The sequence below is a fragment of the Janthinobacterium sp. PSRC1-1 genome, assembly GCF_049897525.1.
Classification (GTDB): Bacteria; Pseudomonadota; Gammaproteobacteria; order Burkholderiales; family Burkholderiaceae_D; genus Janthinobacterium; species Janthinobacterium tructae.
The window spans coordinates 36,546-52,210 of record NZ_JAFCWK010000004.1 but is presented as its reverse complement, the minus strand read 5'-3'; the positions used below and the strand labels follow the sequence as shown (position 1 = coordinate 52,210).

13 protein-coding genes are annotated in these 15,665 nt (G+C 65.4%); 1 reads left to right on the top strand and 12 read right to left on the bottom strand.

Annotated elements, in window-relative coordinates:
- Positions 1 to 28: 28 nt before the first annotated feature.
- The 12 genes from ACP7DW_RS09530 to ACP7DW_RS09475 all read right to left on the bottom strand — a co-directional run bounded on the left by ACP7DW_RS09530 (position 29) and on the right by ACP7DW_RS09475 (position 14,178).
- The gene (locus ACP7DW_RS09530) at positions 29 to 682 is read right to left on the bottom strand and encodes a bifunctional 2-keto-4-hydroxyglutarate aldolase/2-keto-3-deoxy-6-phosphogluconate aldolase (protein WP_426055158.1); all 654 of its coding nucleotides are present in this window, start codon (positions 680 to 682) and stop codon (positions 29 to 31) included.
- A gap of 15 nt (positions 683 to 697) precedes the next feature.
- On the bottom strand, positions 698 to 1,591 hold the full coding sequence (locus ACP7DW_RS09525; RefSeq protein WP_426055159.1) for an SMP-30/gluconolactonase/LRE family protein: 894 nt from the start codon (positions 1,589 to 1,591) through the stop codon (positions 698 to 700).
- Positions 1,592 to 1,605: 14 nt separating this feature from the next.
- Positions 1,606 to 3,336 carry an L-arabinonate dehydratase gene (araD, locus tag ACP7DW_RS09520; RefSeq protein WP_426055160.1) on the bottom strand — a complete coding sequence of 577 codons (1,731 nt, stop codon included), beginning with the start codon at positions 3,334 to 3,336 and terminating at the stop codon, positions 1,606 to 1,608.
- Entirely contained in the window at positions 3,333 to 4,346 is a 1,014-nt protein-coding gene (locus ACP7DW_RS09515; RefSeq protein ID WP_426055161.1) for a 2-dehydro-3-deoxygalactonokinase, read from the bottom strand. The genes araD and ACP7DW_RS09515 overlap by 4 nt, the downstream gene beginning before the upstream one ends.
- Positions 4,347 to 4,430: 84 nt before the next feature.
- Entirely contained in the window at positions 4,431 to 5,207 is a 777-nt protein-coding gene (locus ACP7DW_RS09510) for a hypothetical protein (RefSeq protein ID WP_426055162.1), read from the bottom strand.
- Positions 5,204 to 6,385: a XylR family transcriptional regulator gene (locus ACP7DW_RS09505; protein WP_426055163.1), complete on the bottom strand. Its 1,182-nt coding sequence runs from the start codon at positions 6,383 to 6,385 to the stop codon at positions 5,204 to 5,206. The genes ACP7DW_RS09510 and ACP7DW_RS09505 overlap by 4 nt, the downstream gene beginning before the upstream one ends.
- 32 nt (positions 6,386 to 6,417) lie before the next feature.
- On the bottom strand, positions 6,418 to 7,560 hold the full coding sequence (locus ACP7DW_RS09500; protein ID WP_141171276.1) for a sugar ABC transporter permease: 1,143 nt from the start codon (positions 7,558 to 7,560) through the stop codon (positions 6,418 to 6,420).
- Positions 7,557 to 9,128 carry a D-xylose ABC transporter ATP-binding protein gene (gene xylG / locus ACP7DW_RS09495; RefSeq protein WP_426055164.1) on the bottom strand — a complete coding sequence of 524 codons (1,572 nt, stop codon included), beginning with the start codon at positions 9,126 to 9,128 and terminating at the stop codon, positions 7,557 to 7,559. The genes ACP7DW_RS09500 and xylG overlap by 4 nt, the downstream gene beginning before the upstream one ends.
- Positions 9,129 to 9,323: 195 nt before the next feature.
- Positions 9,324 to 10,298 carry a D-xylose ABC transporter substrate-binding protein gene (gene xylF / locus ACP7DW_RS09490; RefSeq protein ID WP_139174847.1) on the bottom strand — a complete coding sequence of 325 codons (975 nt, stop codon included), beginning with the start codon at positions 10,296 to 10,298 and terminating at the stop codon, positions 9,324 to 9,326.
- Between the two features lie 140 nt (positions 10,299 to 10,438).
- Positions 10,439 to 12,226, bottom strand: coding sequence for an IlvD/Edd family dehydratase (locus ACP7DW_RS09485; protein ID WP_426055165.1), 1,788 nt, complete (start codon positions 12,224 to 12,226; stop codon positions 10,439 to 10,441).
- Entirely contained in the window at positions 12,223 to 12,990 is a 768-nt protein-coding gene (locus ACP7DW_RS09480; protein ID WP_426055167.1) for an SDR family NAD(P)-dependent oxidoreductase, read from the bottom strand. The genes ACP7DW_RS09485 and ACP7DW_RS09480 overlap by 4 nt, the downstream gene beginning before the upstream one ends.
- Before the next feature lie 27 nt (positions 12,991 to 13,017).
- The gene (locus ACP7DW_RS09475) at positions 13,018 to 14,178 is read right to left on the bottom strand and encodes a fumarylacetoacetate hydrolase family protein (RefSeq protein WP_426055168.1); all 1,161 of its coding nucleotides are present in this window, start codon (positions 14,176 to 14,178) and stop codon (positions 13,018 to 13,020) included.
- 430 nt (positions 14,179 to 14,608) lie between these two features.
- Between ACP7DW_RS09475 and chvE the strand changes: the two genes are divergently transcribed.
- Entirely contained in the window at positions 14,609 to 15,631 is a 1,023-nt protein-coding gene (gene chvE, locus ACP7DW_RS09470) for a multiple monosaccharide ABC transporter substrate-binding protein (RefSeq protein ID WP_226939565.1), read from the top strand.
- Positions 15,632 to 15,665 lie beyond the last annotated feature (34 nt).

The window sequence follows — 15,665 nt, the reverse complement described above, 5'->3', positions numbered from 1 at the left end:
GCGTAGCAGAATTACTCCACCGTGGGAGCTAGGCTGAAGAGCTAGTGTTGCGCACGGCCGCCATCTGCGCGACAAAAGCCTGTGCGCGCGCCGTCACGGCCGCGTAATCTCCCGTGGCGCCCGGACCACTGAGGCTGCTGCCGATACCCACGGCCACGGCGCCGCTGGCAAACCATGCATGCAGGTTCTCCACCGTCACGCCACCCGTCGGCATCAACGGTGCCTGCGGCAAGGGTGCGCGCAGGGCCTTGATGTAGGCGGGGCCGAACATCTCGGCGGGGAAGACCTTGACGATGTCGGCGCCCGCCTGCAGGGCCGTGACGATTTCCGTCGGCGTCATCGCGCCCGGCATGGCCAGCACCTGGTAGCGCTGGCACAGCGCGATGGTTTCCACGTTGACGCCGGGCGAGATGATGAACTGCGCGCCGGCCAGGATGGCGGCGCGCGCCGTCTCCGTATCGAGCACCGTGCCCGCGCCCAGCAGCACGTCATCTCCATGGCGCTCGCGCAGGGTGCGCAGCACGCCCAGGGTATCGGGCGTGGTGAAGGCCACTTCCAGCGCCGTGATGCCGCCGGCGATGCACGCCTCGGCGATCTGCACGGCCGCCTGCGCCGAAGGGGCGCGCACGATGCCGACCATGCCCCGCTCGATAATGCCCTCGAAAACCGTATGTTTTTGCATCTGCTATCTCTCCTGTCAGGCCGGCAGGGCGCCAAAGCGCACTTCCGGCAAACCGCGCACGTCCACCTGGCGCGCATGAAACAATCCCCCGGCCAGCGGTTCGCCCGCCAGCTGGGCCGGCGTCAAACTCTCCTGCGCGGTGGTGACGAACAATTCGTCGTAGTGCGGCCCGCCCAGGCTCACGCAGCTGGGCTGCGAGACGGGCAAGGTGATCGCGCGCTCGACGCTGCCATCCGGCGCGAAGCGCAATACGCGTCCCGCGCCCCATTGCGCGCTCCACAAGTGGTCGTCCGCATCGATGGTGGCGCCGTCGGCCGCGCCGGGGCCGGGATCGAGCACGGCAAACACGCGCACCCGGCTGGCGTCGCCCCCCAGGTAATCGTCCCAGCGGTAGATCGCCTTCTGCATCGAATCGCAAAAATACATGGCCGCGCCATCGATGCTGAAGCAGATGCTGTTCGAGATGGCGATCGGCGGCAGCGGCAGGCGCTCCAGCGTCAAGTCCAGGTTGAGGCGGTAAAAGCTGCCGATGGCATCGCGGCACGGGCGCTCGTCGAGCGTGCCGAAGACAAAGCGTCCCTGGCGGTCGCAGCGGCCATCGTTCAGGCGCGTCATGGGCAGGTCCGCCTCCACCGTGTGCAAGGGCGTGACGGCCCCGCTGCGCGCGTCAAACCAGGCCAGTCCGGAGGCCAGTCCCAGCAGCAGCACCTCGTCGCTGTGCGTCAGCGCAAAGCAGGCCAGGCGCTCGGGCATGGCCCAGCTCTGGCGCTCGCCCGTGGCCAGCACCAGCGCATGCAGCTGGCAGCCTTCGATATTCGTCCAGAAAACGCGGCCGCTGCGTTCGCACCAGCGCACGCCCTCGCCGAGAAAATTCTGCGCATCGACCAGTAATTGGGCCCGTGTCCCCATGTCTGTTCCTTCTTTCAATGTGATTCACGCGGAACCGCGGAGCCGCGGCAGCCGACGAGGAAGTCCAGGTCCGCGCCTTCGTCGGCCTGCGTCACGTGCTTGATGTACATGGACTGGTAGCCGCCCTTCATGGCCGCTGGCGGCGCGTGCCACTCTGCGCGCCGGCGTGCCAGTTCGGCCTCGTCGACGTCCAGGTGCAAGCGCCGTCCCGCCACGTCGAGTTCAATCATGTCGCCATCGCGCACCAGCGCCAGCGGCCCGCCGACGGCCGCTTCCGGCGCCACGTGCAGCACCACCGTGCCGTAGGCCGTGCCGCTCATGCGCGCATCCGAGATGCGCACCATGTCGCGCACGCCCTGCTCCAGCAGCTTTTTCGGCAGCCCCATATTGCCCACCTCGGCCATGCCAGGATAGCCCTGCGGGCCGCAATTTTGCAGCACCATCACGCAGCTGGCGTCGATATCGAGCGCGGGATCGTCGACGCGCTTTTTATAATGCTCGATGCTGTTGAAGACGACGGCGCGGCCACGGTGCTGCATCAGTTCCGGCGAGGCGGCGGACGGCTTGATGACGGCGCCGCGCGGAGCCAGGTTGCCCTGCAGGACGGCGATGCCGCCCTCGTCCTTGAACGGCTGCGCCAGCGGCGTGATCACTTCGGGATTGAAGTTTTCCGCTTCGGCCACGTTGACGGCCATGCTGGCGCCCGTGACGGTGAGCGCCTCGCCATGCAATGTGCCCAGCAGGTCGCGGATGATCACGGGCAGGCCGCCCGCATAGTAAAAATCTTCCATCAGGTACTGGCCCGACGGCATCAGGTTCAGCAGGCAGGGAATGTCGCGCCCCAGGCGGTCCCAGTCGGCCAGGCGCATGTCCACGCCGATGCGCCCGGCAATGGCCAGCAAGTGGATCACGGCATTGGTCGAGCCGCCGATGGCGCCGTTGACCATGATGGCGTTTTCAAACGCGTCGCGCGTGAGGATCTGCGACAGTTTCAGGTCTTCATGCACCATGTCGACGATGCGCCGGCCCGTCAGCTGCGCCTGCAGCTTGCGGCGCGCATCGACGGCGGGAATGGCGGCGTTGCCGGGCAAGGTCACGCCCAGCGCCTCGACCATGCTGGCCATGGTGGAAGCCGTGCCCATGGTCATGCAGTGGCCGGCGGAGCGCGACATGCACGATTCGGCCTGCTTGAATTCGTTTGAGGTCATGCGCCCGGCGCGCACGTCTTCGGAAAACTTCCACACGTCCGTGCCCGAGCCGATCGGTTTGCCGCGGTAATTCCCGTTCAGCATGGGGCCGCCCGACAGCACGATGGTGGGCAAGTCCACGCTGGCCGCGCCCATCAGCAGGGCCGGGGTGGTCTTGTCGCAGCCCGTCAGCAGCACCACGCCGTCGATCGGGTTGGCGCGGATCGATTCCTCGACATCCATGCTGGCCAGGTTACGGAACAGCATGGCCGTCGGGCGCAGATTCGTCTCGCCCAGCGACATGACGGGAAATTCAACGGGAAAACCGCCCGCTTCGAGCACGCCGCGCTTGACCATCTCGGCCAGGTCGCGGAAATGGCCATTGCAGGGCGTCAGCTCGGACCAGGTATTGCAGATGCCGATGACGGGACGGCCATCGAAGGCGTCACCGGGATAGCCCTGGTTCTTCATCCAGCTGCGGTGAATGAAACTGTCCTTGTCGTCGCCGCCAAACCACGCTTGCGAACGCAAGGGACGCTTGTTCTTGTTGTCACTCATACTGTCTCCTGCGGGGAAATCAAGCCGCGCGCGGCGGCGATCAGCAGCGCACCGTGACCGGCCAGATAGTCTTGCTGCTGGTCGTCGACGATGATGCGCTTGCCATAAAAAAATCCGTGTTCTTCGATCAGCAGCCCGAGCGCCTGGCGCAGCATGGGCTTACCGGTAATGACGAGCGGCGTATCGGGCCGCATCTGGATGGCGGTGCTGTTGCGCAGCGCCAGCAAGTCGCCGCTGAGGACGGCCCCCATCAGAAAATTGGCCCGCTCATTGCATTCGACGGCGCTGAACTGGCCCAGCGTGCGCACGCTGAAACAGGCGCGCGCCAGCCCCGTTTTTTGCGCCGCGGCCGCGCCGGCCAGCAGCATTTTCGGCACCAGGGTTTGCGCAAAACCGCCATCGACCGATTGCTTGATCAGGGTGTGCTGCGTGATCGCCTGCAGCAACTCGCCCGCGATGGTGGTGCTGCAGCCGAGGATGCGGCGCTGCTCGTCCACGCTGATCAATTTGGTATGCGAACCGGGCATGATCAGGGTCGCCGCGCCGCGCAATTGCAGGCGCTCGAGCAGCGCGATGACTTCCGTCTCTTCGCCGCGCATCATGTCCATCGCCTCGACGTTATGCAGGCCGACGGCACCATGCTGATTGCGCACGCCGGGGATCAGCCACAGAGGCTGCGCCAGCACATCGGGCAAGTCCACCGCCTGCATGCCTTGCGCCAGCTGGGCCAGGCCGGCGGGCGCCGGCACATGCGGCACTTCCCGCACGCCCATGGGCGAGCTGATCATGCCCGAGGCCAGCGCCAGGCCCACCTCGGACGGCGCGATGCCGGCGCTGGCCAGCACGCTGGCGATGGTGTCGCGCAGCGCCTGTTTCAGCGCGCCGTTATGGCCATCAATGGCGGTATTGCGCACGCCCGTTTCGAGCTGCGCCTGGGCGACGACGGCGCCTGCGCGCCACAACAAGGTACGCGTATTGGTGGTGCCGGCATCGATGGTGAGTATGTTCATGGGCAGGTTCGCAGCGTCGGTCAGGATAAAAATAAATGAGGGAAAAACTACCCCATGGTAGAACTGCCCCGCATATCTGACCAATCACTTATTTGACATCATTGATACCGGTTCGGATATGTCAAACGCGTCGAGATCCTGTACGCCCAAACGGTAGGCGAGCGTGAAGCGCATCATCTGTCCCGGCTGCAATTGCACGCCCCGCGCCAGCAGGGAAAAACAGCGCGCATCGGAAGACAGATGGCAGCTGTCCTGAGTGCTGGAAAAACGCAAGACCCTGCCAGAAGCGGGATCGGCAACCCGCGCCACCTCGCGCAGCTGGCCGCTGCCCGTCCAGTAAAAGTCATGCCCAAATCCCGGCAAGTGCACCAGCGCGGGCCAGGCCAGGCGCGATGCGAGCGGCGCCGGCTGGCGGAAGTCAAACGCGCTGCCCGCCACATCGAGCGGAGCATCGCTGGCGCAGCCGCCGGACCAAGGCCAATAATGGTCGGCGGCCAGGCGCAGCACATGGTCGGCCACGGCGGCATGATGACCCTGCAGATTGAAGCGCGGCGCGGCAAGCGCGAAACGGGACACCGTATCGGCCGTGGCGGCGCAGTCGAGGTGCAGGCTGCCATCGTCATCAAGCCGGTAGGCCAGGCGCACCGACAGGCCGTCGTGCGCCAGGTGCAGCAGCAAGTGGCCGTCGTCGGGCGGCGCGCACCGCCACCCCCTGGCCGACCGCGCCGCAGGGGGCGCCGCGCCCAGCACATCGGCCAGGCGGCCATAGCGGTCGGGCGCCCACCAGGACCGCACGCTGGCATCGTGGGCGTCGATGGCCACGCGCATGCCGCGCGCATTGTGCAAGGTAAACATCGTCATGGCGGCGGCTGGCTGCGCTGCTGGAATTCGCGTGGCGTGCAACCGAGTTCGCGCTTGAAGACGGCGTGCATGTACTGCACCGTGGTAAAGCCGCAACGCACGGCCACCTCGGCCACCTGTCCCGGTCCGCGCGCCAGCAGGGTCTTGGCCGCATCGAGCTTGAAATGCAGGATTTCATCGTGCACGCTGCGCCCCAGTTCCTGGCGGAAGTGCGCTTCGAGCGAGGAGCGCGAGACGCCCACGTAATCGGCCACCTGCTCCGTCTTGATGCCCTGGCAGGCGTACTGGCGGATGAAATGGCGCGCCTGCATCACCTGCGGATGCTGGAAGGGCTGGTGGCGCGTGGAGGCGAGCACGTTCAGGCCGGCCGGCGGCACCAGGATGCGCGTGCCGGACAGGCGCGCGCCATTGAGCATCTGGTGCAGCAGGTGCGCCGCCGTGCGGCCCATTTCCTCGGTGCCCTGGATTACGGAACTGAGCGGAATACGCGTGAGCATGCGCGCCAGCGGGTCGTTGTCGATGCCGATCAGGGCCACTTGCTCCGGCACGGCGATGCCCGCATGCATGCACGCTTGCAGCAGCTGGCGCGCGCGCGCGTCGCTCACGGCGATGATGCCGACGGGTTTTTCCAGGCTGTTGAGCCAGGCGATCTGCTGCTCCACCGCTTCGTCCCATGAGGGCGCGCTGGTGGCGACGCCCCGGTACACGTCGGCGCGCATGTGGTCGCGCTGCATCAGGGCGCAAAACGCCGTTTCGCGCTCCTGCGCCCAGCGGTTGACGTCGGCCTCGGGCAAACTGAAACAGGCAAAGCGGCTCAGGCCCGCTTCCACCAGGTGTTCATAGGCCAGCTTGACGATCTTGAAATTATCGGTCGCCACATACGGGATGCCGGCCGGGTAATCCTCCGCGCGCGCATACGAGCCGCCCACGGCCACCACGGGCAGGCGGCTGTGCGCCAGCGCCGCGCAGACGGCGGGATCGTCGAAATCGGCGATGATGCCGTCGCCCTGCCAGCGCTCGATGCCGGGCAGGCGGCAGCGGAAATCCTCTTCCAGGAACAGGTCCCACGACACGCGTGTGGTGTTCAGGTAGGCGGCGATGCCCGCGATGATGTCGCGGTCGTAGATCTTGTTCCCGTTGAACAGCAGCGCGATCCGGTGCGCGGTCGGCAGTTTCATGGTGTCCCCTCGCGTGCCAGATCGTTTCACGGTTAACGACGCCCTGCCCGCGTGCTGACATCGACCCACACGGCGAGGGTGAGGATACTGCCTTTCACGATCATCTGCCAGTAGGTGTCCACGTCCAGCATGGACATGCCGTTATCCAGGCTGGCCATCACCAGCGCGCCGATCAGGGCGCCGTACACGGTGCCCGAGCCGCCGCGCATCGAGGTGCCGCCGATGAAGCAGGCGGCGATGGCATCGAGTTCGCTGAAGGTGCCGGCCGAGGGCGAACCGGCCGCCAGGCGGCCGGTGTTGATCAGGCCCGCCAGCGCGCACATCAAACCCATGATGCCGAAGATCCACAGCTTGACGGCTTTCACGTTGATGCCGGACAAACGCGTCGCCTCCATATTGCTGCCGACGGCGTAGATGCGGCGGCCGAACACCGTCTGGCTGGTGATGTAGCTGAACAGTCCCAGCAAGGCCAGCAGCAACAGCACGGGCAGCGGGATGCCTTCATAGCCGTTCAGGGTTTGCACGAAGGCGTACAGCACGGCGCCGATGACGGCCAGGCGCAAGCCGTCGGCCCAGGGCGCCGTCTGCGGCAAGCCATGCTGCGCGCGGCTGGCGCGCGCGCGCCACGTCAGGAAGGCGGCCAGCAGGAACAGGCCGACGCCCAGCACGATGCCGGGCACCGCGGGCAGGTAGCCCTGTCCCAGGTAGACCATCGGCTCGGAGACGGGTGCGATCGTGATGCCGCCCGTGATGCCCAGCAGGACGCCGCGATACGCGAGCATGCCGCCCAGGCCCACGATGAAGGACGGGATGCCCCGGTACGCCGTCAGGTAGCCGTTGAGCAGGCCGATCACCAGGCCGCAGCCGAGTACCGCCGCCAGGTTCAGCGCCAGCGGCCAGTGCTGCGTCACGTCCAGCACGGCGGCGATGCCGCCGAGTAAGCCCAGCAGGGAGCCGATCGACAGGTCGATCTCGCCGGCGATAATCACCAGCACCATGCCGCAGGCGAGGATGCCGGTGACGGACATCTGGCGCAGCAGGTTCGACAGGTTGCGCGGCGTGAGGAAACTGCCCTGCGTCTTCCACGAAAAGAAGGCCCAGATCAGCGCCACGGCGATCAGCAGGGCCAGCATCTTGTATTGGGTGAACAGCTGTTTGATACTGTGCGGTTTCATGCTGCGGGTTCCTTGTTAGCGGTGTTGGTGGCGGGCGCCGGACGCTGATCGAGCGCCGCCGCCAGCACGGTTTCCTGGCTCAGGCCATCGTTGATAAAGTCGCCGCGCAGGCGGCCCTCCCCCATCACCAGCACGCGGTCGGACACACCCAGCACTTCGGCCAGTTCCGACGAGACCATGATGATGGCCACGCCCCGGTCGGCCAGCGCCAGCATCAATTTGTAGATTTCATATTTGGCGCCCACATCGACGCCGCGCGTGGGCTCATCGAGGATCAGCACGCGCGGGCGCGTCAGCAGCATCTTCGCCAGCACGGCCTTTTGCTGGTTGCCGCCCGACAGGCTCGTGATGGGCAGCGACGGACTGGCCGCCTTCAGTTCCAGCTGGGCGATCTCGCCGCGCACGGCCGCCAATTCCGCCTCGCCATCGATGCGCGTGGCGCGCGCGAATTGCTCCAGCACGGCCAGGGTGATGTTCTGTCCCACATCGAGGTCCGGCACGATGCCGTGGTGCTTGCGGTCTTCCGGCACCATGGCCAGGCCCATGGCAATCGCTTTCTGCGGCGAGCGGGTATCGATTCTCCGGCCATCGAGCCACACCTCGGCCTGGCATGGCCCCTGGTAGGCGCCGAACAGGGCCGAGACGAGCTCCGTGCGCCCCGCCCCCACCAGGCCGGCGATGCCGAGGATCTCGCCACGGCGCAGGGTGAATGACACATCGTCGACCCGCTTGCGCTGCGGGTTGTCGGCATCGATGCAGCTCACGTGGCGCGCCTCGAACAGCACTTCGCCGATAGGTGCCGGCTGTGCGCGTTGCGGGTACAGCTGGCTCATTTCGCGGCCCACCATCTGCGCGATGATGCGCTCGACGTTCATCTGCGCCATCGGCGTGGTGGCGATATGCTTGCCGTCGCGGATGACGACGATGGTGTCGCAGATGGCCGCCACTTCATCGAGCTTGTGCGAAATGTAGATGCAGGTGACGCCCTTGGCTTTCAGGGCGCGCAGGATATCGAGCAGCACGGCGATTTCCGACGCCGTCAGCGACGACGACGGCTCGTCGAGGATCAGCAGGCGCGCATTCTTGTTGAGCGCCTTGGCGATTTCCACCAGCTGCTGGTGGCCGCCGCCGTAATTCATCACGGGCTGCGCCACGTTCAGTTCGGGAATGTTCAGTTCGCGCAGCAGCTCGTCGGCACGCTGGTACATGGCCGCGTAATGCATGCGCCCGCCCGGCAGGGTGAGCTCGCGGCCCATGAAGATATTCTCGGCCACGGACAGCTGCGGCACCAGCATCAGTTCCTGGTGGATGATGATGATGCCCGCGTCTTCCGTGTCGCGGATCGATTGCGCACGCAGGGGCTGGCCCTCCCACAGGATCTCGCCATCCCAGGTGCCGTGCGGGTAGACGCCCGACAGCACCTTCATCAGGGTCGACTTGCCGGCGCCATTCTCGCCGCACAGGCCGATGCACTCGCCGGCCCGCACCTGCAGGTCGATGCCGTCAAGCGCGCGGACACCGCCAAATTGTTTGACGATGCCTTTCATTTCAAGCAGATAGTCGGACATGCTCACTCTCGTTGCGGATACGGGAAAATGTCGGATTACGCGACGCCAAGGCGTCGCTAATCCGACCTACGGTCGATGCGGACAGCCGACACCACAACCGGCGTTTCCGGAGCCGGCGATTGTCGGATAACGGCCGATGCAGGCAATCGTAGGTCGGCTTAGCGCACAGCGCGTAAGCCGACATCAGGCGGGTGATTAATTACCCAGCTGCGCCTTGGTATAGAAACCGTCATCGACGAGAATGTTCACATTCGCCTTGGTCAAGGGCGTTGGTTTCAGCAGCACCGTGCTGACTTTTTTCAGGCCGTTGTCATAGCTGGAGTTGTAGGCCGGCTTTTCATTGCGCGCCAGCTGGATGGCCAGCTTGGCCGCTTCCGAAGCGATGGTTTTCAACGGCTTGTAGACGGTCATCGACTGCGTGCCGGCGATCACGCGTTTCACCGCCGCCAGATCGGCGTCCTGGCCCGAGACGGGCACCTTGCCAGCGAGTTTTTGCGCGGCCAGGGCCTGGATGGCGCCGCCGGCCGTACCGTCGTTCGAGGCGACGATGGCGTCGATCTTGTTGCCGTTGGCCGTCAACGCGTTTTCCACGATGGACAGCGCTTCGGTGGCGCTCCAGTCCTTCACCCACTGCTGGCCGACGATCTTGATGTCGCCCTTGTCGATGAACGGTTTGAGTACTTTCATCTGGCCTTCGCGCAGCATCTTGGCATTGTTGTCGGTGGGCGAGCCGCCCAGCAGGTAGTAATTGCCCTTCGGCTGCAGCCTGGTCACGCCTTCGGCCTGCATCTCGCCCACTTTCTCGTTGTCGAACGAGATGTACGCATCGATATCGGCGTTCAGGATCAATCGGTCATACGACAGCACCTTGATGCCGGCCTTTTTCGCTTCCTTGACGGTGTTGTTGAGGACTGTGGCGTTGAACGGCACGATCACCAGCACGTCCACACCGCGCGAGATCAGGTTTTCGATCTGCGAAATCTGGCGCTGCTCGCTGGCGTCGGCCGATTGCACGAAGACCTTGGCGCCCTGCTTCTCGGCGGCGGCGATGAAGAAATCGCGGTCACGCGTCCAGCGTTCCACGCGCAAATCGTCGATGGAAAAGCCGATCTTCGGGTTTTTCGCATCGGCCAGGGCGGCGCTGCTGCTCAATGCCAGCATGGCGGTCATGATGGCTGCACTGATGATCTTGTTCATTGTGTGTCTCCTTGTGGATTTTATTAACAACGTTTTTTCACTGCGGGTGCTGCTGAAAAATTTTATGTCTGTGGTGGTGTCGGGTTACGCGCGGAGCGCCAACCCGACCTACATCAATGGTTGTGGCGTGGCAGGGTCTGGCCCACGGCGCGGTATTTCAGCGCCAGCTCCATGCAGGCGCCCGTTTCCAGCTGGCCCACGCTGGCGCGGTAGATCTCTTGCCACGGCGTGGCGCTGTCGTTGACGGGCGGCGGCAGTTCCTGTGCGCGGCGCGCCAGTTCCTGTGCCTCGACCAGCATGTCGCAGCGGCCCGCGTTCAGGTCGACGCGGATGATGTCGCCCGTGCGCAGCAGCGCCAGACCGCCGCCGACCGCGCTTTCCGGCGACGCGTTCAGGATCGACGGGCTGTCCGAGGTGCCCGACTGGCGCCCGTCGCCCAGGGTCGGCAGGTTCAAAATGCCGGCCTTGAGCAAGGCGTCGGGCGGCTGCATGTTGACCACTTCGGCCGAACCGGGCCAGCCCACGGGGCCGGCGCCGCGCATGACCAGCATGCAGCTGTCGTCAATCGCCAAGGCCGGGTCGTTGATGCGCGCGTGGTAGTCAGCAGAACCGTCAAAGACGATGGCGCGCGCCTCGAACACGCCCTCGCTGCCAGGGCGCGACAGGTAGCGCTCGCGGAAAGCGGGCGAGATCACGCTGGTCTTCATGATGGCGAAGTCGAACAGATTGCCCTGCAAGGCCATGAAACCGGCCTTTTCCTTCAGCGGCGCGGCAAACGGACGGATCATCTCGCGGTCCGCGCTTTCACGCCCGGCCAGGTTCGCCGCCATCGTCTGGCCCGTGACCGTCAAGCGCTCCGCGTGCAGCAAGCCCGCCTGCTGCAGCTCCCACATCACGGCAGGCACGCCGCCGGCGCGGTGGAAGCGCTCGCCCAAGTACTTCCCGGCCGGCTGCATGTTCAGCAGCAGCGGCACGTCGTAGCCGTGTTCCATCCAGTCGCTCGAATGCAGTTCCACGCCCGCATGGCGCGCCATGGCCATCAAATGCGGCTGGGCGTTGGTGGAGCCGCCGATGGCCGCGTTGACGATGATGGCGTCCAGGAACGCGGCGCGCGTGAGGATGCTTGAAGGACGGACGTCCTCGAACGCCATGTTGACGATGCGGCGTCCCGTTTCGTAGGCGATCTGGCCGCGCTCGCGGTACGGCGCGGGGATGGCCGAGCAACCCGTCAGGGACATGCCCAGCGCCTCGGCCAGCGCATTCATGGTCGACGCCGTGCCCATGGTGTTGCAGTGGCCGGCCGACGGCGCCGAGGCGGCGGCGATCTGCAGGAATTTGTCGTTGTCGATCAGGCCGGCGGACAGCTGGCGGCGGCCCTTCCAGATGGCGGCGCCGGAACCCACCAGTTCGCCGTCCATCCAGCCGTCGAGCATGGGACCACCCGACAGCACGATGGCGGGAATGTCCACCGTGGCGGCGGCCATTAATTGCGACGGCGTGGTCTTGTCGCAGCCCGTGGTCAGCACCACGGCGTCGATCGGGTAGCCATGCAGGATTTCCACCAGGCCCAGATACGCCAGGTTGCGGTCCAGCGCGGCCGTCGGACGGCGGCAATTTTCAAAAATCGGGTGTAGCGGGAATTCCATCGGAATGCCGCCCGCGTCGCGGATGCCGTCGCGCACGCGCTGCGCCAGTTCCAGGTGGATGCGGTTGCAGGGACTGATGTCGCTGCCGCTTTGCGCAATGCCGATGATGGGTCGGCCCGAACGCAGCTCCTCGGCCGTGATGCCGTAGTTCATGAAGCGCTCCAGGTACAGCGCCGTCATGTCGATATGCTCGGGATTGTCGAACCAGTCCTGCGAGCGGAAGCGCCGCGACGGGCGTTGGGCAGGAATGTTCATGCGCCGTACCAGCCGGCGTCGACGTAGTATTCGCGTCCCGCGCACTTGGCCGCATTGTCCGACGCCAGGAACAGCGCCAGCGCCGCCACGTCTTCCGGCTCCACGCGCGTCTGCAGGCATTGTCCCTGCAGGATCACCGCTTCCGCTTCCGGCGTATGCCACAGCCGCTCCTGGCGCGGCGTGCGCACGGCGCCGGGAATGATGCAGTTGACGCGGATGCCGTCGGCACCCAGGTCGCGCGCCAGGCCGCGCGTGAGACCCTCGATGCCGGCTTTCGCCGTCATGTAGATCGACAGGTTCGCCTGCGCCAGGTGCCAGGAAATCGAGCCCAGGTTGAGGATCACGCCGCTGCCCTTGGCGCGCATGGCCGGCGCCACTGCCTGGGCGCAGAAATACTGGTGGCGCAGGTTGACGGCGATGCGCTCGTCCCAGTACGCGGGCGTGACGTCCTGTAGCTGGTGGCGGTCGTCATTGGCGGCGTTGTTGACGAGGATATCCGTGGCGCCCGCGCTGCGCTCGATCTCGGCGAAGGTGGCGGCCAGGGCGGCCAGGTCCGTCAGGTCGCAATAGCGGAACACGGGCGGCTGCGGCAGGTGCGCCAGCTTTTCCTGCAGCGCCAGCGACGCCTCGCGGGCGATGTCGAAGAAAGTGACGTGGGCGCCCTGGCGCGCGAACGCCTCGACGATGGCCACGCCGATGCCGGTGCCGCCGCCCGTGATGACGACGCGCTGACCTGCCAGGCTGGGATAGATTGCATGCTGCATGGTGTCTCTCTTTTTAAAATAATCGGATCAAAGCAAACCGCGTTGGCCCAGGTTCTGGTACAGCGCGCGCACGCCGAACGTCCAGGGAGGGATCGCATCGCAGCGCTGCACGTCGTTGACCAGCGCGCCCAGCGCGGCGCTGGCAATCGTCACGCGGTCGCCCAGGTGGTGCGTGAAGCCGCCGCCCTGCGCGCCGCGGTCCTTCACGGGCGAGAACATGGTGCCGAGGAACAGCATGAAGCCGTCCGGATACTGGTGGTACTGGCCCGCCGTCTGGCGCACCAGGTCGAGCGGGTCGCGGCTGATCTCGCGCATGAAGCTGGCGCCTTCGAGCACAAAGCCATCGTCCGCGCCTTCGATCAGCAGCGACACTTCGGCCTGGCGCACGGTGTCGAGCGTGAAGTGTTCGTCGAACAGGCGGATGAAGGGGCCGATGGCGCAGGAGCCGTTGTTGTCCTTGGCCTTGCCCAGCAACAGGGCGCTGCGCCCTTCGATGTCGCGCAGGTTGACGTCGTTGCCCAGGCTCGCCCCCAGCACCTCGCCGCGGCTGTTGACGGCCAGGACGATCTCCGGCTCCGGGTTGTTCCAGGCGGACGATGGCAGCAAGCCCACCTGCGCGCCGCAGCCCACCGACGACATCGGCTGCGCCTTGGTAAACACTTCCGCATCGGGGCCGATGCCCACTTCCATGTATTGCGACCAGGCGCCGCGCTGCTGCAGCTGCTGTTTCAGGCGCTGCGCCGCCTCCGAGCCGGGTTTTAAGGCGGACAAATCGCCGCCCAGGGTCGTTTGCAGCGCGGTGCGCAAGCTCGCGGCGCGTGCCGCATCGCCGCCCGCCTGTTCCTCGATCACCCGTTCCAGCAGGCTGACGGCGAAGGTCACGCCACAGGCCTTGACGGCCTGCAGGTCGCACGGCGCCAGCAGCAGCGGCTCACCTGCCGGTGCGGCCAGCGCCTGCGCCAGCAGCGCCTGCACGGAGCCGAGCGCGATACCGGGCGCATGGCGGGCGATATCGAGCGCATCGCCGCGCTCGAACAGCTCGGCCACGGTCGCCACCGTCTGCGTGATGTCGACCACCTCGCCGCCGCGCACGGCGACGACGCAGGGTCCGTCACGCCAGATGCGGCCGATGAGGAGGGCCTGCGCCAGGTCGGCGGGCAACAGGGAAGCGGGGGAAATCGGCTGCATGGCAAGCTTTCAAAAGGTCGTGACGGGATGGCCGGTCTTCAAGTCCGGACCGATTCTGCGCGCCGGCCTGTGTCGCCGCAATTACGAAAATCACCAAATTGCATGATGATTATTGGTATTGCAGCGCACCAAAAAAAGCCGCCGCCCGGCCCCCGTTTCCGCCTTGCCAGCAGGCGGGAAGGGACGACATGGCGCATTGCATCAATTGACCCATCGATATCGTTTTGGATATCGCCTATGCGAAAAAAGTGATTGGTGAGGGATGGATGGACAAACTAGTATCAGCCGTGGCCTGCAATCGGCCATCCGCACGGAGCCCGCCCACTGGGACGACGGCCCTGGCACATTCAACTATCGAAGACGGTGGAGACCTGAAATGAAAACAACAATGAAAATGCTGACCGCGAGCCTGGCGCTGGCCATCTCCGGCATGGCGGTAATGCCCGTGGCAAGCGCCGCCGACAAGGGCGCGATCGGCATCTCGATGCCGACCAAGTCGTCCATGCGCTGGATCGCCGACGGCGACAACATGGTCAAGGTATTCAAGGAGCGCGGCTACAAGACGGACTTGCAGTTCGCCGACGACGATATCCCGAACCAGCTGGCGCAGGTGGAAAACATGATCACCAAGGGCGCCAAGGTACTGGTGATTGCCGCCATCGACGGCACCACCTTGTCGAACGTGCTGCAAAAGGCGGCCGACAAGGGCATCAAGGTCATCTCGTATGACCGTCTGATCCGCGGCACGAAAAACATCGATTACTACGCCACCTTCGACAACTTCCAGGTCGGCGTGCTGCAGGCGGGCTATATCGAATCGGCGCTGAAACTCAAGGAAGGCAAGGGCCCGTTCAACATCGAACTGTTCGGCGGCTCGGCCGATGACAACAACGCGCACTTCTTCTACAACGGCGCCCTGTCGGTGCTCAAACCCTACATCGACAGCGGCAAGCTGGTGGTGCGCTCGAAGCAGATGGGCATGGAAAAAGTGGCCACCCTGCGCTGGGATGGCGCCGTGGCGCAGGCACGCATGGACAACCTGCTCAGCGCCTACTACGGCAATGCCAGGGTCGATGCGGTGCTGTCGCCATATGACGGCTTGAGCATCGGCATCCTGTCCTCGCTCAAGGGCGTCGGCTACGGCACGCCGAAGCAGCCGTTCCCCGTCGTGACGGGCCAGGATGCGGAAATCCCGTCGGTGAAATCGATCATCCGCGGCGAACAGGCGTCGACCGTGTTCAAGGACACGCGCGAACTGGCCAAGGTGACGGCCAACATGGTCGACGCCATGATGTCGGGCAAAGTCCCGACCGTCAACGACACGAAGACCTATAACAACGGCGTGAAGGTCGTGCCGTCCTACCTGCTCAAACCGGTCACCGTCGACAAGGCGAACTGGAAGCAGGTGCTCGTCACCGGCAGCGGCTACTACACGGAAGCGCAAGTGAAATAAGCATCGACGGTACTGAAGGCCCGGCGCTGCCGGG